Consider the following 21,986-nt stretch of genomic DNA (forward strand, 5'->3'; position numbering starts at 1 on the left):
ATCGAGCCGTTTATGGACAAGGATGCACTCAAGGGGCGCACGGCGCTCGTCACAGGAAGCACGCGCGGCATCGGGGCTGCGATAGCATCGCAGCTTGAAAGCCGGGGCGTTCGCGTGATCCGGCAAGGCACGAAACCGGCCGATGGCACGATCGGCGCGGACCTTTCGGATACGGCCGGCGCCCCCGCCCTGTGGGACGAGGCTTTGGCCATGGCGGATGGCCAGATCGACATGCTCATCAATAACGCAGGCGTGTTCGAGGCGAGCCCGATCGCGCTTGAAGACGATGCCTGGCTGGAAAACTGGCAGCGCAGCCAACAGATCAACCTCACCGCCGCGGCGCAGTTGTCGCGGGTGGCGGTCCTCCACTGGGAGGCACGCGGCAGCGGCGGGCGGCTGGTGCAAGTGGCAAGCCGCGCGGCCTATCGCGGCGATTCTCCCGATCACTGGCACTATGCCGCGGCAAAGGGCGGCATGGTGGCGATGGGAAAGACGATCGCGCGCCACTACGCGCACGAACGCATCTACTGCTTCACGATCTGTCCCGGCTTTGTCGATACCGCGATGGCGGGCGACTATCTGGCGACGCGCGGCGGACCTGCTCTCCTGGCCGACATCCCGCTGGGCCGCGTGGCCGAGCCGGAGGAGATCGGCCGGATCGCCACGTTCTGTGCGCTAGACGCACCTGCCAGCATGACCGGCGCCGTCATCGACGCGAATGGAGCGAGCTTTGTCCGCTAAGACCTTCCTCTATGCGTTGCCCACGCTGGCCCTTGCGTCATGCGCTGCGACGAGTGCCGCGCCCGTGGCAAACGCGCCATCCACATCCGAATGGGTCGCGGCTTGCGAGGACTGGGACGAATGGGACAAGCCCGGCCCGCCCTTCCGCATCCACGGCGACACTTATTACGTCGGCACTTGCGGCATTTCGGCGATCCTCGTCACCGGCGATGACGGGCATGCGCTGATAGATACCGGCACCGTGGCGGGCACAGCCCACGTGCTGGATAACATCCGCAAGCTGGGCTTCGACCCTGCCGATATAGCGCTGCTGCTGGTCAGCCATGAACACTTCGACCACGTCGCCGGAACCGCCATGGTGCAGGACCTAAGCGGCGCGCGCCTTGTCGCCACTGGCCCTGCTGCCGACGTGCTTGGGACCGGCCTGCCGTCCGAAGAGGACCCGCAGTTCGGCGTCATCGATCCCTTCCCCGCCGCGCGCGTCGACGAGACCATCGGCGCGGTCGAGTTCGTGAAGCAGGGCAAGTTGTCCTTCATGCAGATGCCCACCCCCGGCCATACGCCCGGCGCATCGTCGTGGCAGTGGATTTCCGGCGAGGACGGCGATTGCGTCACAATCGTCTATGCCGATTCCATGTCGCCCATCAGCGCGGACGGATACAGGTTCTCCGAACACCGCGAACTGCTCGACGATTATCGCCGCGGCATCGAATATCTCGCCGACAGCGACTGCGACCTGCTGCTAACCCCGCACCCTTCGGCAAGCGGGATGCGCAAGCGGCTGGAAAGTGGCAATCTTCTGGATAAGAACGCCTGCCGGACTTATGCCGAAGGGATCGGCAAGCGCCTCGATGCGCGTCTTGCCAAGGAGGCTGCCGAGTGAGCTGGAAGATCGTCGCCCATGGATCGAAGGAGCTGATCCAGGCCGCCCTCGTCGCGCACGAGGACGTGCTCGACTGGGACTACGAAGTTGTGCTGACCGGCAGCGAGATCGCCGAGGACAAGCCCGACGACTGGGTGCTGGAGGCATACTATCCGCGCAAACCGACGAAGGCCGACAAGCAGGCGCTGGCCGACCTGTTCGTCGATAGCGCGCCTGATCTGGCGGCCGAGAAGCTGCCCGACGCCGACTGGGTCAGCCTGTCGCAAGCCGACGTGACCCCGATCCGCGCGGGCCGTTTCCACGTCCACACACCCGACTTCCCCGCCGACGACAGCGAGGGCGTGACCGATTTCTGCATTCCGGCCAGCCAAGCTTTCGGCACCGGCCAGCATGAGACGACGGCAGGTTGCCTTGCCATGCTGACCGAGATGAAGGCGCAAGGGATCACCGTACGCAACCATGCCGATATCGGCACCGGCACGGGTCTGCTCGCCTTTGCCGCGCGCGATCTCTGGCCTCAGGCGCAGGGCATCGCCAGCGACATCGATCCGGTCTGCGTCGGCGTGGTCGAGGACAATGCCGCGATGAACGGCGTTCCTCTGGGCGACGGTCCGGGCCGGATCGTGATGACCGTGGCGGCCGGGACGGACAATCCTCTGATCCGGCACCGCGCGCCTTATGACCTGCTCATCGCCAACATCCTTGCCGGGCCGCTGGTCGAACTCGCACCCGATTTCGCCAAGGCCGTCGCGCCGGGTGGCAACCTGCTCTTGGCGGGACTTCTGACGACGCAAGAAGAAGCTGTACGCCGCGCGCACTTCCGCGCCGGTTTCCGCCTTGCCCGCCGTATGACGAACGGCGACTGGTCGATCTTGTGGCTACGCCGGCGAAACGCGCGCTGAAGCTGGCAAGAGCGGTCTTCGGCTGGCTGGCGCTGGCCGTGGGCTGCTATTTCCTTGCCGGTTGGGTGGGGTCGTCGATCCCTGCCAACCGCGACTTCGTAGAGGCCCCGAACGGCGTCGAAATCATCGTCGCCACCAACGGAGTGCACACCTCGATCGCGGTCCCGCTGCGCAGCGAGGACATGGACTGGACCCGCGTGTTCCCGCCGTCCGAAACCGCCAATCCGTTCCGTCCCTATACCCACGTCGCGATCAGCTGGGGCGAGCGGGCGGTCTTCCTCGACACGCCGACGTGGGGCGATCTCTCACCGCTAACAGTGCTGCGGGTCATGAGCGTCGGCGGTGATGCGCTCTACCACGTAGAACACTGGGTCCGGCCCGCCCCCTCGCCCGATTTCCGAACGATCCGGATCACTCACAGACAGTACCGCGCCCTCGTCCGCGCCCTGCTGCGCAATCTGCCCGAACGCACGGCGGACCGCGCGGTCTATGCCGGATATACCGATCAGGACGTCTTCTACGACGCGCGCGGGACTTACACGGTCTACAAGACCTGCAACGAATGGACGGGCGAGACGCTGCGCATGGCAGGCATCGAAACCGGCGCATGGACGCCCTTTGCCGGAAGCGTGATGAAGTGGGTTCCGCCTTACCGACAGCCCGGTTCACCGCCCATTCAATAGGCCCGGGCGAAAATCCGCCCCATGCGCTACGCCCTCGTCCCGATTCTCGCCCTCCTCGCCCTGCCCGCCTCTGCGCAGGAGGAGATGCCCGTGCGAGACCGTGAAGCGCCGCGCGACTGCGTCCTGCCGCAGCAGATCGCGCCGTCGTTCAACAACACCCCCGCCGCGATGGAGCAGTCGCGCATCGCCGCAAACACCGTCCGCAAAGCCCACCGCGCCCGCGGCGGCGCGATGGCGCCGATCTGCGGCAGCGAACACGATCCGCGCTCGCTCGAAGTGGTGGAGCAGGAAGACTTGCCGGTCAGCGAAGAACCGATGGCGCACGACGCCCCCGAAGCGGACAGCGCCGAGACCTGACCGCCTAGAGCGCCAGCCGCACCAGGTGCTGGTATTCGCTGAAATCGCCCGCCATCTCGAAACCGTGCTTCAGGTACATCGACAGCGGCCCGTGGTAATTGCTGGCCGCAGTTTGGGGCGACTTGGCAGGCTTCGCCTCCACCCATGACAGGCCCTGCGCGCGGAAATCATCCAGCGCGGTCTCCAGCAACTGCCGCGCCACGCCCTTGCCCCGCGCACTCGGCGCGACGAGGAAGCAGGTGATCATGCCTGTCGCGTCACCCGCCTCGCCCGGCACATCCTCTCCACGAAACGCGCAGTAGCCGTCCTTGCGCCCGGCATTGAGCCAGCCGACCGGACGCTGCCCGTCCAGCGCGATCCAGCCGCGCATCGTGCCGTCCGCGATGAGGTCGCACGCGCCCGCGCGGTTCTCTGCCGCCGGTACGTTCTCCCAGTCTCCGCCATCGTGGTCGTAGTGGTAGAACCGGCAATAGCATCCGCTCCACCCCGGATTGTCGGCAAAACCTTCGCCGTCGAACAGTTCGAGGAACAGGTGCGCCCTGTCAGGCGTCAGCGGCACGATTTCGACCGTCATGGGCATCGCTCTCCTTGGTGCGGAAATCGGCGATGCCCATCCGGCCCGCCTCAGTCCGCGCCGATTCGGTACAGCACCTGCACGCCTGCGCCAACGTCGGGGCTGCCTTCCGAAAAGCCGGTATAGCCATAGCCTTGAAGCAGGAGCGACGGATTGACCTTGAAGGTCGCCGACGCGGTCGCCTCGCTGCGGTCGGGCGAAGTATCGAGCGCGCCTTCGCGCCACTCGTACCCAAGACCCAGCGTCAGCCCCTCGCCCGCAACGGCATAGACGCCGCCGCCTGCCAGCCAGACATCGTCGAGCTGGTAGAGGTCGTTCGATCCGTTGAACCGGCGCCCGCCGTTCAGCGCGACCGAGACATTGCCAAAGCTGTGCAGCACTTCGCCCATCGCGGTGAAGTCGGTCGTGCCGGTGCCGAGATACTTGGCCTCCGACGCGGTGGGCAGCTTGACCTTGCCGATCACGTCGAACCACGTCCGGTCGCCGATGGGCAGGGTATAGCCAGCCGAAAGGTTCACGTCGCCGATGCCGCTGCGGGTATCGCTGACGACCGTGTCCCCGGTGCCGCCACCCGCATTGCCATTGCCATTACCGTTGCCGTTGCCGTTGCCGCGCGTAACACCGCCGTCGCCGGGGATGACACCTTCGGGGCCAGTGACACGGACATAGGGCACAGAGGCCCGAGCCCAGAAGCCGTCGCCCTGATATTTCACGCCGACCGGCACGGCCAGCATGTCGGTATCGATCACGTCGCCGTAGTCGCCGGTCGAATAGTCGGCACCAAGGCTGAACTGCCAGTATTCGTCCGCGCTCGCCTGCACGGAGCACAGCGAGACCGCCAGCGCCGCGCAGCCCGCGGCGCGCTTGAGAAAGACCTTCATGGATCCCTTCTTTCAGTTTGTTTCATAACGGAAAGTAGGAAAGGGACACGACCACCCATGGCAGCCGCGCCCCTCCCCCTCATGAGCAAAGTGCGGTTGCTCAGGGACGACCGGGCTTTTCGGGCTTTTCCGGTTTCTCGGGCTTTTCCGGGCGTTCGGGACGCTCGGGCTTTTCGGCCTTGGCGATGCGCTCTGCCTTTTCGGGGCGGAAGTGCTCGACCGTGGTGATCTTGTTGCCGTCCGCATCGACCGTCTTGGTCAGCGTGTTGACGTTGCCGCTCGGCGTCGTGACGGTCTGAGTATAGGCGGTGCCGACGACGTTCATGACCGGATCGCCGTTTTCGTCGGTCACCGGTTCGCCGTTTTCATCGAGAGCCTGTTCGAGAATGTCGCCCTCTTCGCGAAGCACCTGTGCGCCGTTGCCCCCGGCGGTCGGCTCCATCGGCTTGCCGGCTTCCTCGACTTCGACGTCCTCGGGCGTGTCGCCACTCTCGGCATCCTGCGCGTAGGCGGTCATGGCCGAAACGGCCAGAATCGCGGATGCACCCGCGAGCATGATCTTTTTCATGATGATGTCCTCATGTCCCCGCATGTCCCTGACATGCGCCATTTTTCCCCTGATGAGGACAGGGTGGGTGCCCCCGCATTAATCCCTTATTAAAGCGGGGGCTTAACGCGGAATTCACCACGAGTTCAGCGACGGGACGTGCGCCTATAGCTGCGAGTTGATTGGACGAATTGGCCCGTCAATTTTGAGTCGTATCTCAAGCTTTCCGGCGACAGAATTCAAAGCGCGGATTTGATCGATCCAATCCCAAATCATTTGAACTGTGATCTTATCGGAAGTGTGCTCTGCCTTACGCGGCTTACGCTTAAACTCACGGGAGCCGTCCTCAAATGTCCCGCCATAATAACCGTGCACGACATTGTGACGAACTTTGATTGCGGTTGGTAGATGGCCAACGATACTCTTTAGATCGCTTTCAATATCGGTGTCTTTGAACTCAGCACACAGTTTATCAAGGTGCTTCATCCATTCAGTGTAGTGAACATCGAGCCATTTATCGCGGGCTGCGAAGTAGGCCTCATCCGATATTCTTCCTGGCGGCTTTTCCTCAAGCATCGCCATCAATCTGATTAAATTTCGTTCTGTCTGATTCCACTCGATGACAAACTGGCCAATTGAAAAGGGTATTGAGAGCATCCCAAAGAGCGATGCAAATTCCTTTTGCATCACACTTAACCCGCCGCCTTCACGATCTCGGCCCAGGCGGCCTCGTCGATGACTTCGATGCCGAGGTCCGCTGCCTTCTTGAGCTTCGATCCGGCACCCGGTCCGGCGACAACGAGGTCGGTCTTGGCCGACACCGATCCCGCCGCCTTCGCGCCCAGCCTTTCGGCCTGCGCCTTGGCTTCGTCGCGGCTCATCGTTTCAAGCTTGCCGGTGAAGACCACCGTCTTGCCCGCGACTTCGCTGTCCTTCGTTTCGACGACATAATCGGGCGGCGAAATCTCTGAGAGAAGATCGTCCCAGACCTGCCGGTTGTGGTCTTCGTGGAAGAAGTCGCCCAGCGCCTCGACCACGACAGGGCCGACCCCGTCGATCGCGGTCAGTTCAGTCACCGCCTCGCTCGCCACGTCGACTTCGCCGTTTCGCGCCCGCTCTGCCACATCGCGCAGGGCAGGAAGGGTGGTGAAGTGCTTCAGGAGATCGCGCGCCGTCACTGCGCCGACGTGCCGGATGCCCAGCCCGAACAGCAGGCGCGCCGCATCTGGCTCACGCTTGGCCTCTATCGCGGCCAGCAGGTTCTCGACCGACTTCTCCTTCCACCCTTCGAGCGCGAGGATATCCTCTTTGCGCTGTTTCAGGCGGAAGATGTCGGCAGGGCTTTCCAACCAGCCCTTTGCGAAGAATTCATCGATGGTCTTCTCGCCGAGTCCCTCGATGTCGAGCGCGCCGCGGCTGACGAAGTGCTTCAGACGCTCGGTCCGTTGGGCCGGACAGATCAGCCCGCCGGTGCAGCGCACGTCGACTTCGCCTTCTTCGGCCACGGCTTCGGAGTGGCAGATCGGGCAGTGATCGGGGAAGTGGAAGGCGTCGCGGTCTTCCTCGCGGGTCAGGTTCTCGACCACTTGCGGGATGACGTCGCCGGCGCGCTGGATCACGACGCGGTCGCCGATGCGCACGCCCAGACGTTCGATCTCGTCACGGTTGTGGAGGGTGACGTTCGAGACGACCACGCCGCCCACCGTCACCGGCTTCAACCGGCCCACCGGCGTCAGCTTGCCGGTGCGCCCGACCTGGATGTCGATGCCTTCCAGCGTGGTCTCGGCCTGTTCAGCCGGAAACTTGTGCGCCATCGCCCAGCGCGGAGCCTTGGCCACGAAGCCCAGCCGCTGCTGATAGTCCAGCCGGTCGACCTTGTAGACCACGCCGTCGATGTCATAGCGCATGTCCGCCCGCATCGCGCCGATCTGGCGATAGTGCGCCAGCATCTGGTCCAGCGTGCGGCACCGGATCAGCGCGGCGGAAATCGGCACGCCCCAGTTGGCGATGGCCTGCATGACCTCGAACTGGCTGCTTCCCGGCACCTCGCTCGCCGCGCCCCAGCCGTGGGCGTAGAAGCGCAAGGGGCGCCTCGCGGTAACGCTCGCGTCCTTCTGGCGCAGCGATCCGGCGGCGGCATTGCGCGGGTTGGCGAAGATCTTGCCGCCGTCTGCCTCCTGCGCCTCGTTCAGCGCGAGGAAGTCGGCCTTGGCCATGAAGACCTCGCCGCGGATCTCGAATACCTCGGGCACCGTGCCGCTCAATTCCTGCGGAATGTCGGCGATTTGCGCGACATTGGGGGTCACGTCCTCGCCCACCTGCCCGTCGCCGCGCGTCGCGGCGCGGACCAACTTGCCATGCTCGTAGCGAAGCGAGCACGAGAGCCCGTCGATCTTGTCCTCGGCCGTGAACACGACCGGCTCGTCCGCAGCCAGCGACAGGAAACGCCTCACCCGCGCGACGAAATCGGCCACTTCCTCGTCCGAAAACGCGTTGTCGAGGCTCATCATCCGAACCTCATGGCGAACCTTGGAAAGCGGCGAGGCAGCGACTTCGTGGCCGACAGCCTTCGACGGGCTGTCATCGCGAACCAGATGCGGGAAAACCCCCTCTATCGCGGCATTACGGCGGACGAGCGCGTCGTATTCCGCGTCCGAAATTTCCGGCGCGTCTTCTGCGTGGTAGAGCTTGTTATGCTTCCTGATCTGGCGCGCCAGCCGCATCAGTTCGTTCGCGGCATCCGCTTCGCTCATCTCGGCAGGATCGGTCACGCTTTTCCCCGTCATGTATTTTCATGGTATCTAGCCGCCGGGGCGCGGAAATACAGGGGGACACCTGAATGACCGACAGGATTTTGAAGGCGGTGGTCAGCGCCGTTATCGGGCTGATGGCGCTGCTCTATGTGGCGCACAACATCGCAAACGTCGGCGCGGCCTACGATTTCTTCGTCTACACGACCAGCCACGCCGGACAGGAAGCCTATCCGGTCACGCTTTTGCCCGTGCCGCCATCGTTCCTGATCGTCGTCGCCATGGTGCTGGTTTTCGCGCTGGAGGCAGCCGCAGGCGTGCTCGGCCTCTACGGCGCATGGGTACTGTTCGGCCTGCGCCACCACGATGCGGCGAAGTTCGAAGCGGGCAAGAAATGGTCGAAGATCGCGATGGGCTGCGCGGTCCTGAACTGGTGGGGCCTGTTCCAGGGCATCGCGGTCGCGGGGTACCAGTTGTGGCAGATGGAATACGGCAGTGGCCCCGACCACGGATCGTGGGTATTCGGCGCGATGGCGATGATGAGCCTGATCTACATCTCGATGCGCGAGGAGAACATTCCGTAATGCTTCTGCGACTTCCTCTGATGCTGTTTCTATTTCTGGCGTCGGCAACCGCGCATGCGTGCATAGACATGCCGCGTCCCGACCTTCGCACAATTCGCGATGCTCAGCTCGTAGCAGTGGGCGAAGTTACCGGTTTTACGACTTATGATCCGGTCAAGGACCGAACATTTGACGAATATGTGGTGATGGAAGTGGTCATCGATAAAGTTCTCAAAGGCGAAGCAGATTCAACGATCCGTCTCGTCTGGACAAACTCTTTGAATGCCAGAGCGCCCATAGGTGTTGGCAAACAAACGATACTCTTCGCAGCTTATCCCGTCAGAAAGCCTGAGGAACGGTTCCGCGATCCAGACCGCGAATTGTGGAATCAGGCGGAATGGGGTGTTGCTCGCCAGTCCTGCTCGGCCGCTTACATCGATGCATGGTCGTTACAACGGGAAACTGCGTGGCGAGAAGTTCTCGACGGTGATGGTAGTTACTTGGTCGATCCGTCCGTTCCGGATGGACCGGATATGGACTTGGAATTCGAGCTTCGCAGCACTGAACAACTGCGGAGGGACTTGCTTCTGGCAAAGCTCGCTAAAATCGCGATCCCGCTCAGCGCACTCGTCTTGCTCATCGCACTTATCATCTGGAACCGCAGGCGAAAGACAACAGAAACGACAGCATCGCAAGCTGCGTCAGACACGCAAGAATGATCTGGGCTCACTGGGAAAGCTCTTACAAAAAGAGTATAATCGCGCCCAGTTCGCGACTCCTTGCGAACGCATGAGCCGCGGATCCTGTGCAATGCAATCAGGAGGGCGTCATGCAACTGCCTCATGCAGACTACAACTTGCGCTGGATGGTCCTGATCGGCGGGATGACGATCCTGCTGTTCTCGTTCCTCGTCACGGCTTGAAAAACGACGATGCACGGGAGGGGCCATTGGCCGCCGTCCCGTGCATCCCGCAAGTCACGCCGCCTGCTTCTGCATCGCGTGAATGTCGGCTGCTGCCAGCGGCTGGCCGCCGATGGCCCAGTGGCCGCCTTCGACTTCGAGAACGCGGACCCAGGTCACGCCGCGCATCACTTCGCCTTCGATGGCGACGATGGCGTCGGTCACGTCCTTGATCATCTGCTGCTTCTGTTCACCATCGAAAACGCCGTCGATCAGGTGGATATCAACGAGAGGCATATTCAATTCCTTTCCGGTTTTTGAGTGACGCCGATCATCCGGCGACAACAACTGGATACCCCGCCCTTCCCGCCCCTGCTTGGAGCCTGCGTGGAGATTGCGTGGAGATTTGCCCCCGAACATGGAGAAACGCGCCTCTCGACGTTCCGGCGCATCGCGATTAGGCTTTGCGCCATTGCGGGGGGACGCATGCGATGACGGTCTATGCCTTTGACGGGTTCGAGGTGGACGCCGCGCAGTTCGAGCTGCGCGATAACGGCGTGCCAGTGCCGATGGAGCCGCAGGTCTTCCGCATACTCCTGTTCCTGATCGAGGCGCGCGACAGGCTGGTCACGCGTGACGACCTGTTCGAAACGATCTGGAAGGGGCGCATCGTGTCGGACACCGCGCTGTCCAGCCGGATCAAGTCGGTCCGCAAGGCGCTGGGCGACGACGGCGCGAACCAGCGATACGTGCGCACGATGCGCGGCGAAGGCTTCCGCTTCGTAGGGCAAATCGAACAGAGCTCGCCCGTCCCTGCGCCCGTCGAACCGGTAAAGACGACCGTCTCGACCGTCATGTCGCGGCCCCTAGTCGGCGTCTTCCCCTTCAGCTGCGACCACGAGGAAGCCGAATACCTCGTCGATGGGCTGGCCGATACGCTGATCGCCGAACTGGCCGCGTGGCGCTGGTTTCCGGTCCTGTCGCGCCATGCCTCTTTCGCGATGGGCCGCGCGGGCGGCGACCTGTTGCAGCAGGCCCGCGTGCTGAACGTGCGCTATGCCGTGTGCGGGTCGATCTCCAGCAAGGGCGGCAAGGCGCGGCTTGCCATCGACCTGCTCGACGTGCCGAGCGGGGAGACATTGCTGACCGAACTGTTCGAGGACGATCTGGCCAGCCTCCTTGCCGTCCAGTCCGAGATCGCGGCGCGCATCCTGCACCTCATCGCGCCCGAGGTCGAAGGGGCCGAGCGCCGCCGCATCGTCCGTGCGCCCCCGTCGGACCTGTCGGCATGGGACCTGACGCTGAAGGCGCTCTGGGCGCTGAACCGCCCTTCGCCTGATACGCTGGCCCATGCGTTGCAGGACATAGAAAGCTCGATCAGTCTTGACCCCGGCTCGGCCATGCCGTGGAGCCTGAAGGCGCAGGCCTATTTCGAGATGGGGCTGAACGGCTGGCTGGTCGGCAACGTCACGATGGCGCGCGGCTGTTTCAACGAGATGCTGGACGCGGCGCGCAATTCGATCGACCTCGACCCGCGCGGCTGGATGGGCCACTCGCTGGCAAGCGCGGGCGAACTCTTCGCAGCCGGTGCCTATGTCCCCGCCCGCCGCCACGCGGACGAGGCACTGCGGCTCAACCCCAGCGCGGGGATGGCGCACCATTTCTCCGGCTGCATCGTCGGGTTTGGCGGCGATCCGGCAGAGGCCATCGCGATCCAGGAACTGGTCTATTCGGTCGACCCGTCATACCGCCACGCCACGGTGATCGAGGCGGACCTTGGCCTCTGGCGCTTCCTGCTGGGCGATTACGAGCAGGCGCTGGCGCACCTCGACACCTCGCTCGGCCACAATCCCGCAAACCAGCGCGCCTTGCAGCGGCGGGTTGCCGTGCGGTCGAGCCTTGGCGACGTGGCGGGCGCGCGGGCCGATGCGGCGATGCTGGCGAAAGTCGGCGCGACGCCGACGCGCGAACAGGTCAGGGCCAGCTATCCGTTTCAGGACAGTGCACATGGCGACAAATTGGTCGAAGCGTTGTTCGCCAACGCCTTCGCGGATTAGGGGTCAGACCCCTTCGAGCAGCCTTTCGGCCTGCGCCCGCGCTTCGGGCGTGATTTCCGCGCCAGAAAGCATCCGCGCGATCTCTTCCTGACGGCCACCGGCATCCAGTTGGCCAACCGAAGTGCGGGTCACGGTCCCCTCGCTCGACTTGGCGATCATGAAGTGCACGTTGCCGCGCGCCGCGACTTGCGGGCTATGCGTGACGGCCAGCAGTTGTCCGTTTTCGCCATTGGCACTGGCAAGCCGCGCAAGGCGTTCGCCAATCGCGCTTGCCACCGCGCCGCCGACGCCGCGGTCGATCTCGTCGAAGATGATGACGGCTGCCCCGCCCTCTTCCGCCAAGGCCACTTTCAGCGCGAGGATGAAGCGCGACAGTTCGCCGCCCGACGCGATCTTGGCGAGCGGGGCGAATGGCGCCCCTGGGTTGGTCGAGATCACGAACTCGACCGCGTCCATGCCGTGAGGGCCCCACTTGTCCTCGTCGGTGCGGGTGACCAGCGTCTTGAACTTCGCCGCGTCCAATTTGAGCGGCGCAAGCTCTGCCGCCACCGCATTGTCGAGCCGCTTGGCCGCCTCCACCCGCTGCGCCGAAAGCGTTTCGGCCAGCGCGCGGTAGTGCGACCCCTTTTCGAACGCATCGGCCTGCAGCGCCTTTATGCGTCCTTCACCGCCCTCGATCGCGTCGAGCTTGCCGCGCAGTTCGGCCAGCTTTGCCGGCAAATCATCGACCTGGCAGCCATGCTTGCGCGCCTCGGCCCGCAGGTCGAACAGGCGGGTCTCCACCTCATCCAGCCGCGCCGGATCGAAGCTCAATGCCTCAAGCGCGCGATCGACCGCGGCCTCGGCCTCGCCGCCCTCGATCAGGCAGCGGTCCAGCGCGGATAGCGCATCGCCCAGCGCCTCGTGCTCGGGCGCAATGCGGTCCAGCCTGCGCGCAGCGGCACGAAGCTGCGCCAGCGCGCTGTCGGATCCGGCGAAAAGGTGCTGCAGGCTGGCAAGGTCTTCGGAAAGTCGCTCACCCTTCTGCATGTCGGCCCGCTGTCCGGCGAGGTCTGACTCCTCACCCTCCTGCGGGGCAAGCCGTTCAAGCTCGGCCAGATGCGCCTCGACCAGCTCGCGCTCTGCCGCCGCGCTTTGGGCGGCCTCGCGCGCCTCTGCCAGCGCGGCTTCGGACGCCTGCCACTTGCGCCATGCACTGGAGACACCCGCCTCGTCCGCAGCGGCATAGCGCGTCAGCAGTGCGCGGTGGCCGCGCGGGTTAACCAGCCCGCGATCGTCGTGTTGCCCGTGCAGTTCGACCAGGAAAGGCGCCAGCGCTCGCAACGTCGCGACGCCCACCGGCTGCCCGTTCACGAATGCCTTCGACCCGCCATCGGCCTTCAACTGTCGGCGAATGACGAGAGCCTCGCCCGCCTCCATCTCGACGCCCGCATCGTCCAGCGCCTCGATGATGCCCGCAGGCATTTCGGCAAATTCGAACGTCGCGGTTGCGCTGGCCTTGTCCTCGCCCGCGCGGACCAGCCCGCTGTCGGCGCGGTTGCCCAGAACCAGCCCCAACGCGTCGAGCAGGATCGATTTCCCCGCCCCCGTCTCACCCGTCAGCACGCCCAGTCCGCGCGCGAACGCAAGGTCGAGCGCCTCGATCAGAACGATGTTCCGGATGGACAGGTTGGTTAGCATGTTCGCTCTATGTCCTACTTGGCCGCGCCGCGCCAGTCAGCCCCGCGCGCGATTTCGCCCACAGAAGCGCACAGCCCGTCCCCGCCTTATCCACAGACTTGCGCACCGGCTTGTAACCAGCCCGTCACACGGACGCCGAACCGCAACACGCACCTGCGAAAAGGGAGACAGTACAGGGCAGGAAATGGGGGTTTGAGCAATGAAAGTCGATCCCGTGAAGAACATGATGTTCACGCATCTAGGTCAGGAAACCGCCGCTTTCGCGGTGCCCGGACGGGTCCCGGAATGGCTCGATCTTCCCGAACCGCGCGGATTCGTTCCCAAGCGCAAATTCCGCACCGTCTTCATCTCCGACACGCATCTCGGCACCAAGGGATGCAATGCGGAGATGCTGCTCGACTTCCTCCACTCGATCGAGTGCGAGACGCTCTACCTCGTCGGCGACATAGTCGATGGCTGGCGGCTGAAGAAGGGCTGGTACTGGCCCGACGCGCATAGCGAAGTCGTCCGCCGCATCCTCAAGATGGCGCATCGCGGCACGCGGGTCATCCTCGTCGCGGGCAACCATGACGAGATGCTGCGCTCCTACGCCGGAATGCACTTCGGCGGTATCGAGATCGCGTTCGAGGCGATCCACGTTACCGCCGACGGCCGCCGTCTTCTGGTGACGCATGGCGATGCCTTCGACGGCGTCGTGCTCTATCACCGCTGGCTCGCCTTCTTGGGTGACCAGGCATACGAACTGCTGCTGCGCGCGAACATCTGGTTCAACAAGGCGCGCAAGGCCTTCAAGCTGCCGTACTGGTCGCTTTCGGCCTACCTCAAGCACCGCGTGAAGAACGTCGTTCAGTTCGTCTGCGACTTCGAGGAAGCTGTCGCCCACGCCGCGCGCGATCGCGGGGTCGAGGGCGTGGTCTGCGGCCACATTCACTGCGCGGAAATCCGCCAGATCGGCCAGATCGAATACATGAACGACGGCGACTGGGTCGAAAGCTGCACCGCGCTGACCGAGGACGCTTTCGGCAATTTCGAGATCCTGCACTGGGCCAATGAAATGCGCCAGCGCGAGGGCAAGGGCACGTTCGAACCGGCGGAAGTCGCCGCCCCCGCTCCTGCAAAGCAACCGGCCTGAGGGACTCGATGATGTTCGAGAGCACCGTCTTCCCCCGCCGCATCTGCATCGCCAGCGATGCGTGGAAACCGCAACTGAACGGCGTAGTCCGCACGCTGGCCGAAACCGTGTCGCGCCTGACCGAACGTGGCCATGCGGTCGAAATGATCACGCCCGACCAGTTCACCAGCCTCCCGATGCCGTTCTACGGCGAAATCAGGTTGGCCCTCGCGCCGCATCGCGGCGTGGCCAAGAAGCTGGCGAAGTTCGGCCCCGACATCGTCCACATCGCCACCGAAGGCCCGATCGGCTGGGCCACGCGGCGCTGGTGCCTGAAGCATGGCGTGCCGTTCACCACCGCCTTCCACACGCGCTTTCCCGACTATGTCTCGGTTCGCACCGGCCTTTCAGCGGAGCGGTTCTGGCCGCTGATGCAGCGCTTTCACGCGCCGAGCCGCGCGGTTCTGGCCGCAACTCCCAGCCTGCGGCACGAACTGGTCGGGCGCGGTATCGGCCCTGTCGTGCCGTGGTCGCGCGGGATCGACAGCAGCACTTTTCGCGCCGATGCGGTGCCGGACGAACGGATTGCCGCCCTTCCCGGCCCTGTCCTGCTTTATGTGGGCCGCGTCGCACCCGAAAAGGGCCTCGACGATTTCCTTTCCTGCGACCATCCGGGCAGCAAGGTCGTCGTCGGTGACGGTCCGGCGCTGTCGGCGCTGAAGGCCCGCTATCCTAAGGCGCATTTTTTGGGTCGCATCACCGGCAAGGCGCTCGCCAGTGCCTATGCCGCTGCCGACTGTTTCGTCTTTCCCAGCCGTAGCGACACCTTCGGGCTCGTCATGGTCGAAGCGCTGGCCTGCGGCGTTCCGGTGGCGGGTTACCCCGTGCAGGGTCCGATCGACATCGTCGGTCCGGTGGGACGCGGCGGATCGAACGAATTGCTCGACACCGTGGGGGCGGTTGACGAGAACCTGTCTGACGCCATCGCCCGCGCGCTTAGCGCCCGTCGCGCGGACTGCGCGCGATACGGCACGGAATTTAGCTGGGACGCCGCGACCGACCAGTTCGTTTCCGCGCTGGCCGGCGCGCTGGAGGACGAGGCGCTAAACGCCGCCTAACCGAACGCCTTACGCCGGCTTGCGGAATTTCAGCACGAACTGGTCCGTCCGGCCCTTGAGAGCATCGTCAAAGACATTGAGATCGCGCGCATCGTCCGGGTTCGCGAGCCCATCGCTTTGCCCGACGAATTCGAAGCCCGCTTCCTCGATCTCTGTCTTCACGAATTCCGCGTCGATCCGGTGCGTCGTATCGGTCGCGCTTGCCCCGCTGCCCTCTGGCGCGGAATGGTCGAGCACGATGTAGGTGCCGCCCGGCTTCAGAAGGTCCAGTACCATGGCGTTGTAGTCCGTGGGGTCGAAATCGGGCAGGTTGTGGAAGTCGTGATAATTGCGGGACGTCCAGACAAGATCGACCGTGCCTGCCATTCCTTCGGGCACAGGCCCCGCGACCGGAAAATGTGTAGCGGTGATGCGCGGGTCGCCCAGTTCGGCGGCCAGTTCTTCAGCCCCTTCGATCGGCTTCCACGGCTTGTCCGCCATCTCGTCGGGCGCATAGAGCACGACTTTGCCTTCGGGCCCCGTTGCCAGTGCGAAGATACGAGTGAAATAGCCGCCGCCGGGCAGCATCTCGAAAACTGTCTGACCGGACGTCAGACCTGCGAATTCCAGCATTTCCGCAGGCTTGCGCAGCGCGTCGGCGGCGCGGTCGTCCTCTGTGCGCGAGGTATCGTCGAGAAACGCATAATCGCTGGCCGCCTCGGTGGTGGCCGCAGCCTCGGGGGCAGTGTCACCCGAGGCCCCGCAGGCGGTAAGCGAAAGGACCAGGACGGAGGCAACGGAAAGGGCGGCGCGTTTCATCAAGACTTCTCCGGAAAACTTCGAGAGAGGACCCTGACGGCCCCGCCGTCCCTTTTCAACTGCATTCAGGACCAGAGCAGATGCAGTTCTGTAAAGGCGCCGACATTGCCGCCGCGCATCTTTGCAGGCTTGTCGGGGTCCAGCCGGAATTCGGGCACGGCGGAGAGCCATTCTTCGAGGAAAATGATCGCCTCCATCCGCGCGAGCCCAGCGCCGACACAGCGATGCGGGCCATTGCCCATCGTCGTATGCCGGATCGGCGGCAGCTTGCGTTCGAAGTCCACCACCTCGGGATTGTCGAAACTTTCGGGATCCAGATTGTGCAGCACGCTCGGCAAATAGATCAGATCGCCCTTGCGCATCGTAACGCCGTCCGCCTCGACATCGGCGAGGAGGTTTCGCGTCACCGACACGGTCGGATAACGACGCATTAGTTCATCCGCCGCCTGCGGGATAAAGTCGGGATTGTCGCGCAGGGCCTGCTGGTCTTCGGGGAAGCGGGCCAGATGCGCGGCGATGTTGCCGAACATGGCGACCACCGTGTCGAGCCCGCCGAACAGCAAGTTGCGGCACATCCGCTGCGCTTCTTCGAATGTCCACGGTCTGCCTTCAATGGGAACCGAAAGGATACGGCTGAACAGGTCTTCGCCCGGATTGGCCAGCCGCGCCTCAACGTAAGGGCGCAGGTATTCGTCGGCTGCATCGCGCAGCTGCTCGACCGTCATCGAACCGTCGGGCCGCGTGAGTTGCGCGCCTAGCGGGCGCAGTTTTGCGCGATCTTCGGTCGGGACGTCGATCAGGGTCAGGAAGACGTGGATCGGCACGATCTCGGCAAAGGACTGCATGAATTCGCAGCCCTCCTGTTCCTTGAGATCGGCGATCAACTGCTGCGTCACGTCGCGCACCAGCGGGGTCAGCGCGACAATGTGCGCATTGGCAAATCCGCGCATGACGGCGTTGCGGAACGGCTTGTGTTCAGGCGGGTCCTGCTGAAGCGGGATGAATTCCATCACTTCGCCCAGCCCCGGCGTCACGGCCAGCGCCTCGTTCGAGAAGTTCTCGGCATCGCCCCACATCTCGCGGATGAGATCGCCGCGCGTCGCAATCCAGTGGCCGCCGTTCGCCGTAGTCCAGGCCAAGGCGGGCACGTCCGGCGCCTGCAGCGTCTGCCAGGCGGCGAAGTAATCATCCTCGATCCCCGGCGGGGCGAAGATGTCGAAATGGATGATGCGATCGGCCGGAACATTGTCCGGACGGACTGCGGCTGTTGCCATTGCGCTCTCTCCCAAGAAGCTTCGGGAGGGAGACTAGGGCTGCATCTCAGCCCCTACACCTGTCGATTATACCAATGCGCGAAATGCGCCCCGGCGCGATCAGCTCGCGTATTCGGGGGCCTTCTTCTGCATCAGTTCGAAGGCCTTTTCGTACCACTCGCTACCCGGATAGTTCGCGCCGAGAACGGCCGCGCTCTTCTTGGCTTCCTCGGGGATGCCGAGTGCGAGGTAGGTTTCGGTCAGGCGGTAAAGCGCCTCTGCCGTGTGGCTGGTGGTCTGGTATTCATCGACGACCTTGCGGAAACGCATCGTCGCGGCCAGCCACTTGCCGGTGTCTTCGTAGAACCGGCCGATGGTCATCTCCTTGCCCGCGAGGTGATCGTTGACAAGGTCGAGCTTCAGCTTGGCATCGGCGGCGTAGCTGCTTTCCGGATAGCGGCGCACGACTTCGGTCAGCGCGGTCTTCGCCAGAAGCGTCGTCTGCTGGTCGCGCTGCACGTCACTGATCTGTTCGTAGTACGAAAGCGCGATCAGGTAGCTGGCGTAAGGTGCGTCCTTGTTACCCGGGTGGATCGACAGGAAGCGCTGGGCCGACTGGATCGCCTGCGGGTAGTTCTTTCCGACGTAGTAGGAAAACGCGCTCATCAGCTGTGCGCGGCGGGCCCACGGCGAATAAGGGTGCTGACGTTCCACTTCGTCGAAGAGGGCGGCAGCAATCTTCACCTGGCCGCGGTCGAGGCGTTCCTTCGCCGCGAAGTAAAGCGATTCCACGTCGCGCGCGACATAGGCCGTGTCGTCGGGACGGCCGCCCCCGCCTGCACAGGCGGCGGTCAGCAACATGGAGCCCGAAGCGAGGGCAAGGGCAAGGGTGCGAACGGGGCGGCTGGCCGACGAAGCTGCGATCATGACCGGAGCCTATAGCCTCGCCCATACTGAACGCCAAGTGAAGCTTGTGCCTCTGTCCACGAAAGGTCGCCATTGCGATTTCGGGGCACTTCAACAGGAAACGGGGCGGCCCTTGTGGGGCCACCCCGTCCTTCGGGTGAAGTGGCGGTGTGCGTCGTGCGATCGTCACCCCGCCTTTTCAGTTCCGATCAGAGAGCGAGGTTCGACTCGCACTCGGCCGTCTTGATGCGGGCCAGGGCCAGGTTCGACTTGCTCTTGTCCAGGACGAGATAGATGAACACGGCCGGGCGCGAAGCCATCGGACGGATGATGTGATACTGCGACGACAGCGTGATCAGGATGTCGTCGATCGCATCCTTGGTGAGGCCGAGAGCCTTCATCGTCTTCAGCTTGGCGCGAACCACTTCGGTGTTGCCAGCGCCGGCAACGTCGAGGTCGATGCCGCCGCCTAGCTTGCCCAGGACCATGCCCGAGTCAGAATCGACAACCGCAGCGGCCTTCGCGCCGTCGATGGTCATCAGGTCGTCCATAGTTTCGTTGATGCTAGCCATTTTTTCACTTCCTTTTTTAAAGCGGTTTATCTGTGCCGGTCTCCGTCCCGCCAAATCCGGTGACCGTTAAATCAAGCTGCCTTTTCCTGGACCAGGGTCCGCATGTTGGAAGCGGCGAGCCGCGCTACGGAGAGCGCCTTGCCCACCGTTTCGGCCGCGTCGAAATGCGCGGCCAACACCATTGCGTGCTCGGGGACACGCATCTGGATCACGTAACCGGTTTCCGCCGCGATAATGATGTACTCGGCGCCCCCGATCCTGAGGTCCTTGGCGACGGCATCGCCCAGGGCCTGCATCGAGGAGGCCATCGAGGCGACGCGCCGATTCTGTTTTTCATCGCCCGCGATGCTGGCGACTTCGAAGCCGTCGTCGGTCAGGAACGTTGCGTAACGCAGCGACCTGCAGACGTCGGAAAATCCATCCAGAACCTCGTTCGCGAACGCGATGACGACGGGGTCCTTGTGTGCACTGACTGGCTGTGCGCCAACTTGCTCGGTCATGCCGCGCGCTCCTGGCTATCGGCGATCATCGCCGTCATTTCGATGTTCGCGATCAGGCTCATGAGTGCGGTGCGCATCTGATCGCCGTTGCGGGCATCGGCAGTGAAGACGGGGATCATGCGCCCCGGCATCACTTCGCGAATGCGTTCGGCGTACTTGTCGAGATAAGGGGTTGCCGCGACGTCGCTGCGCGTGACGCAAACGACGATGCCGCCCTTTTCGTGAAGCTCGCCAAATTCCTCGAGAAACGCGTCCAGCTCCTCGATAGGATCGGCCGCATCATTGTTGACCAGTAGGACGAGCCCGACGGCGCGTTCCTTCAGGATGGTCCACATGAAGTTGAAGCGGCGCTGTCCCGGAACGCCGTAAAGGCGCACCTTGTCCTCGTCGCCGACGGTAATCTCGCCGTAGTCGAGCGCGACCGTGGTCGTGTCCTTGTCGGCGGTTTCACGATCGGTGTTGGTCGCCTCGGTGCGGATCGTCTCGATCTCCGACAGGCTTTCGATCGCCGTCGTTTTGCCCGCTCCCATGGGTCCCGCGAAAAGTATGACGTGTTCAGCCATCGATCAGAGCCCCAGCTTAGTGCGAAGTTTGGAGAAGAGACCGCCGCCGCTTTCCTTCTGCGCCGGGGGCGTGAAGGTTACGGGCGCTGCCGTCTTGTCGGTCTGGATCTCGAGGAGACCCATCAGCGAATAGGCGTTGAGCGTGCGTGTCGCGCTCTCCACCGAGATTCCCGCTGCCGAAGCCAGTTCGGCGGCATTGAGGAAACAATTCCCGATGGCTGCTGCGGCGCGCATGTCGGCGACCGCGTGGTTCAGCTCGGTAAAGTTGGGCCAGCGGCGCAGGCGATAGCGGTCCTCAGGCTTCAGCCAGGGGGCACCGGTGCCGTGGAAGGCCTGGCTGCCGATGAACCAGAACAGCTTGTCCAGCGATTCACCCGGCAGGTTGACGATGGGCGGACGGAACGCCTCGACCAGCGTCGAACGGATCGCGATGCGGCTGCCGTTGGCGGCCACCTGTTCCAGCGGAATGCGTGAGTTGTAGGCCCGGAAGCGGAAATCGATGCGGATCATGTCGAGGTTCTCGACACGGATTTCCGCGACCGCAGGAGCCGAATTCTGCACGATGGAATAGAGCGCGACGGCGATCTGGTCCCATGCGGCAGCGAATTCGTGGGCATCGCCATGGCTTGCGTCGGAACTGACAGGCTGCGGCGGTGCGACTGGCTGGGGCTGCTGTACCGGTGCGTGCATCGCGCTTGGCTGGGTTGCCGGATGGGGGCTTCCGTCTGCGGTGACGGGCCAGGCCTCTGCCTTCAGGGCGGCCGAACCGTCGGTCAGGTGATGCGGGGTCGGCGTGCCGAAGCCGGCCGGGACATGGTGGCGATCGTTGGCCGGGACCGCACCCCAGTCTTCCATCTTCACCTTCATGGGCGTGACGTCGTCCGAACGCGACCGCGTCGAAAGATTGTCCTGCGCCTTCTTCAAGACATCCATCAGTTCCGCCGCGCTCAGCGGGGTAGTGATGCACAGCTCGCCTTCGATCGGCTGATTGCCGAAACGCACGAGGCGGATAAGAACCTGGTAGGGATCGGCGCTGAATTCGACGTCCGAGGGGACGATCAGTGCATCGCAGCTATCGGAGTGAAGCACCAGCCACGGGCAACCGGCCGCTTCAGCCTCGCTTTCGATGAATGTCGCGATCTTCGCGCATTCGATCGGCGAAAGACCGACGAGCCCCAGACTGTGCCGCGCTTTGGTCATCAAACCCATTGCCTTGCCGCTCCAACACACGGCACGACCAGATCGGGATGATTTGGATCGCGCCGCCAGGAACACTGACTAAGGCAGGTCCGCCTAATTAACGGTTAAACCGGATGCTTTCGAAAATAATAATTGCAGTAAAATTCCCCGGCATTCCCCTTATAGCCCAAAGAGTAGCAAGTTAATGAACGCTCAATCCCGGAAAATAATTCAAAAACCAATACATATTTTGCATAAATTACATATTTTTTATGCAAATTTACTTATAACAGGTACGCCTACATGAATTGGCAACCGATCAAAAAACACATTGGATGGATTTCGAAAATTACGGGATGAAACGTTATGTCTTTCACAAGCTCAACTAGGCAGTACTCCCAAGCAACATCATACCCCATATTGCCAGTAATCAGACATTGCACAGGTTCTCGCCTGCGCAGTTTGTC

At 63.4% G+C, this 21,986-nt stretch carries 24 protein-coding genes; 10 read left to right on the forward strand and 14 right to left on the reverse strand.

From position 1 onward, the window contains the following. Nucleotides 1-12: 12 nt before the first annotated feature. The 5 genes from KIH45_RS12075 (at nucleotide 13) to KIH45_RS12095 (ending at nucleotide 3,566) form a co-directional block, all read left to right on the forward strand. Nucleotides 13-741: an SDR family NAD(P)-dependent oxidoreductase gene (locus tag KIH45_RS12075; RefSeq protein ID WP_213176258.1), complete on the forward strand. Its 729-nt coding sequence runs from the start codon at nucleotides 13-15 to the stop codon at nucleotides 739-741. Continuing rightward, on the forward strand, nucleotides 731-1,624 hold the full coding sequence (bla, locus tag KIH45_RS12080) for a subclass B3 metallo-beta-lactamase (protein WP_213176259.1): 894 nt from the start codon (nucleotides 731-733) through the stop codon (nucleotides 1,622-1,624). Before KIH45_RS12075 ends, bla begins: the two co-directional genes overlap by 11 nt. Next, a complete protein-coding gene (locus tag KIH45_RS12085) occupies nucleotides 1,621-2,526 on the forward strand; it encodes a 50S ribosomal protein L11 methyltransferase (RefSeq protein ID WP_213176260.1) in 906 nt (301 codons plus the stop codon). The genes bla and KIH45_RS12085 overlap by 4 nt, the downstream gene beginning before the upstream one ends. Continuing rightward, the gene (locus tag KIH45_RS12090) at nucleotides 2,499-3,209 is read left to right on the forward strand and encodes a DUF2459 domain-containing protein (protein ID WP_337925479.1); all 711 of its coding nucleotides are present in this window, start codon (nucleotides 2,499-2,501) and stop codon (nucleotides 3,207-3,209) included. Before KIH45_RS12085 ends, KIH45_RS12090 begins: the two co-directional genes overlap by 28 nt. A gap of 90 nt (nucleotides 3,210-3,299) precedes the next feature. Beyond that, a complete protein-coding gene (locus KIH45_RS12095; RefSeq protein WP_213176261.1) occupies nucleotides 3,300-3,566 on the forward strand; it encodes a hypothetical protein in 267 nt (88 codons plus the stop codon). A 4-nt stretch (nucleotides 3,567-3,570) separates the two neighbouring features. Here the strand turns inward: KIH45_RS12095 and KIH45_RS12100 are convergent, their stop codons facing one another. The 5 genes from KIH45_RS12100 to ligA all read right to left on the reverse strand — a co-directional run bounded on the left by KIH45_RS12100 (nucleotide 3,571) and on the right by ligA (nucleotide 8,354). Then, nucleotides 3,571-4,140, reverse strand: coding sequence for a GNAT family N-acetyltransferase (locus tag KIH45_RS12100; protein WP_213176262.1), 570 nt, complete (start codon nucleotides 4,138-4,140; stop codon nucleotides 3,571-3,573). 50 nt (nucleotides 4,141-4,190) lie between these two features. Further along, entirely contained in the window at nucleotides 4,191-5,021 is an 831-nt protein-coding gene (locus tag KIH45_RS12105; protein ID WP_213176263.1) for a transporter family protein, read from the reverse strand. Nucleotides 5,022-5,121: 100 nt separating this feature from the next. Beyond that, nucleotides 5,122-5,589 (reverse strand): hypothetical protein, encoded by a 468-nt coding sequence (locus KIH45_RS12110; RefSeq protein ID WP_213176264.1) that lies wholly within the window; start codon nucleotides 5,587-5,589, stop codon nucleotides 5,122-5,124. 144 nt (nucleotides 5,590-5,733) lie between these two features. Next, nucleotides 5,734-6,255, reverse strand: coding sequence for a hypothetical protein (locus KIH45_RS12115; RefSeq protein ID WP_213176265.1), 522 nt, complete (start codon nucleotides 6,253-6,255; stop codon nucleotides 5,734-5,736). A 5-nt stretch (nucleotides 6,256-6,260) separates the two neighbouring features. Next, on the reverse strand, nucleotides 6,261-8,354 hold the full coding sequence (ligA, locus tag KIH45_RS12120; protein ID WP_213176266.1) for an NAD-dependent DNA ligase LigA: 2,094 nt from the start codon (nucleotides 8,352-8,354) through the stop codon (nucleotides 6,261-6,263). A 53-nt stretch (nucleotides 8,355-8,407) separates the two neighbouring features. Between ligA and KIH45_RS12125 the strand changes: the two genes are divergently transcribed. Both KIH45_RS12125 and KIH45_RS12130 read left to right on the forward strand, forming a co-directional pair. After that, nucleotides 8,408-8,902, forward strand: a complete 495-nt coding sequence (locus KIH45_RS12125; RefSeq protein WP_213176267.1) for a DUF2165 family protein — start codon at nucleotides 8,408-8,410, stop codon at nucleotides 8,900-8,902. Continuing rightward, complete coding sequence (locus tag KIH45_RS12130; protein WP_213176268.1) at nucleotides 8,902-9,600, forward strand: hypothetical protein; 699 nt, start codon at nucleotides 8,902-8,904, stop codon at nucleotides 9,598-9,600. Before KIH45_RS12125 ends, KIH45_RS12130 begins: the two co-directional genes overlap by 1 nt. Nucleotides 9,601-9,857: 257 nt before the next feature. On the opposite strand, the gene KIH45_RS12135 is transcribed toward KIH45_RS12130, so the two are convergent. Further along, nucleotides 9,858-10,079, reverse strand: coding sequence for a tautomerase family protein (locus KIH45_RS12135; RefSeq protein ID WP_213176269.1), 222 nt, complete (start codon nucleotides 10,077-10,079; stop codon nucleotides 9,858-9,860). A 194-nt stretch (nucleotides 10,080-10,273) separates the two neighbouring features. On the opposite strand from KIH45_RS12135, the gene KIH45_RS12140 reads away from it, so the two are divergent. Beyond that, on the forward strand, nucleotides 10,274-11,839 hold the full coding sequence (locus KIH45_RS12140; protein WP_213176270.1) for a winged helix-turn-helix domain-containing protein: 1,566 nt from the start codon (nucleotides 10,274-10,276) through the stop codon (nucleotides 11,837-11,839). A gap of 3 nt (nucleotides 11,840-11,842) precedes the next feature. Here KIH45_RS12140 and recN read toward each other — a convergent pair whose 3' ends face one another. After that, nucleotides 11,843-13,519, reverse strand: coding sequence for a DNA repair protein RecN (gene recN / locus KIH45_RS12145; protein ID WP_213176271.1), 1,677 nt, complete (start codon nucleotides 13,517-13,519; stop codon nucleotides 11,843-11,845). 226 nt (nucleotides 13,520-13,745) lie between these two features. On the opposite strand from recN, the gene KIH45_RS12150 reads away from it, so the two are divergent. Together KIH45_RS12150 and KIH45_RS12155 are read left to right on the forward strand one after the other, a co-directional pair. After that, the gene (locus tag KIH45_RS12150) at nucleotides 13,746-14,651 is read left to right on the forward strand and encodes a UDP-2,3-diacylglucosamine diphosphatase (RefSeq protein WP_213176477.1); all 906 of its coding nucleotides are present in this window, start codon (nucleotides 13,746-13,748) and stop codon (nucleotides 14,649-14,651) included. A gap of 11 nt (nucleotides 14,652-14,662) precedes the next feature. Then, complete coding sequence (locus KIH45_RS12155) at nucleotides 14,663-15,748, forward strand: glycosyltransferase family 4 protein (RefSeq protein ID WP_213176272.1); 1,086 nt, start codon at nucleotides 14,663-14,665, stop codon at nucleotides 15,746-15,748. A gap of 9 nt (nucleotides 15,749-15,757) precedes the next feature. On the opposite strand, the gene KIH45_RS12160 is transcribed toward KIH45_RS12155, so the two are convergent. From KIH45_RS12160 to KIH45_RS12190, 7 genes are all read right to left on the reverse strand, one after another. Next, nucleotides 15,758-16,546 carry a class I SAM-dependent methyltransferase gene (locus KIH45_RS12160; RefSeq protein WP_213176273.1) on the reverse strand — a complete coding sequence of 263 codons (789 nt, stop codon included), beginning with the start codon at nucleotides 16,544-16,546 and terminating at the stop codon, nucleotides 15,758-15,760. A 65-nt stretch (nucleotides 16,547-16,611) separates the two neighbouring features. Continuing rightward, complete coding sequence (locus KIH45_RS12165; RefSeq protein WP_213176274.1) at nucleotides 16,612-17,820, reverse strand: cytochrome P450; 1,209 nt, start codon at nucleotides 17,818-17,820, stop codon at nucleotides 16,612-16,614. A gap of 99 nt (nucleotides 17,821-17,919) precedes the next feature. Then, a complete protein-coding gene (locus KIH45_RS12170) occupies nucleotides 17,920-18,726 on the reverse strand; it encodes an outer membrane protein assembly factor BamD (RefSeq protein WP_213176275.1) in 807 nt (268 codons plus the stop codon). A 188-nt stretch (nucleotides 18,727-18,914) separates the two neighbouring features. After that, complete coding sequence (locus tag KIH45_RS12175; protein WP_225899883.1) at nucleotides 18,915-19,277, reverse strand: hypothetical protein; 363 nt, start codon at nucleotides 19,275-19,277, stop codon at nucleotides 18,915-18,917. Between the two features lie 71 nt (nucleotides 19,278-19,348). Next, a complete protein-coding gene (locus KIH45_RS12180) occupies nucleotides 19,349-19,777 on the reverse strand; it encodes a roadblock/LC7 domain-containing protein (RefSeq protein WP_213176276.1) in 429 nt (142 codons plus the stop codon). Then, nucleotides 19,774-20,340: a GTP-binding protein gene (locus tag KIH45_RS12185; RefSeq protein WP_213176277.1), complete on the reverse strand. Its 567-nt coding sequence runs from the start codon at nucleotides 20,338-20,340 to the stop codon at nucleotides 19,774-19,776. Before KIH45_RS12185 ends, KIH45_RS12180 begins: the two co-directional genes overlap by 4 nt. Before the next feature lie 3 nt (nucleotides 20,341-20,343). Further along, the gene (locus KIH45_RS12190) at nucleotides 20,344-21,540 is read right to left on the reverse strand and encodes a hypothetical protein (protein ID WP_213176278.1); all 1,197 of its coding nucleotides are present in this window, start codon (nucleotides 21,538-21,540) and stop codon (nucleotides 20,344-20,346) included. Between the last annotated feature and the right edge of the window lie 446 nt (nucleotides 21,541-21,986).

Source organism: Croceicoccus gelatinilyticus, assembly GCF_018398395.1.
GTDB classification, from domain to species: Bacteria; Pseudomonadota; Alphaproteobacteria; order Sphingomonadales; family Sphingomonadaceae; genus Croceicoccus; species Croceicoccus gelatinilyticus.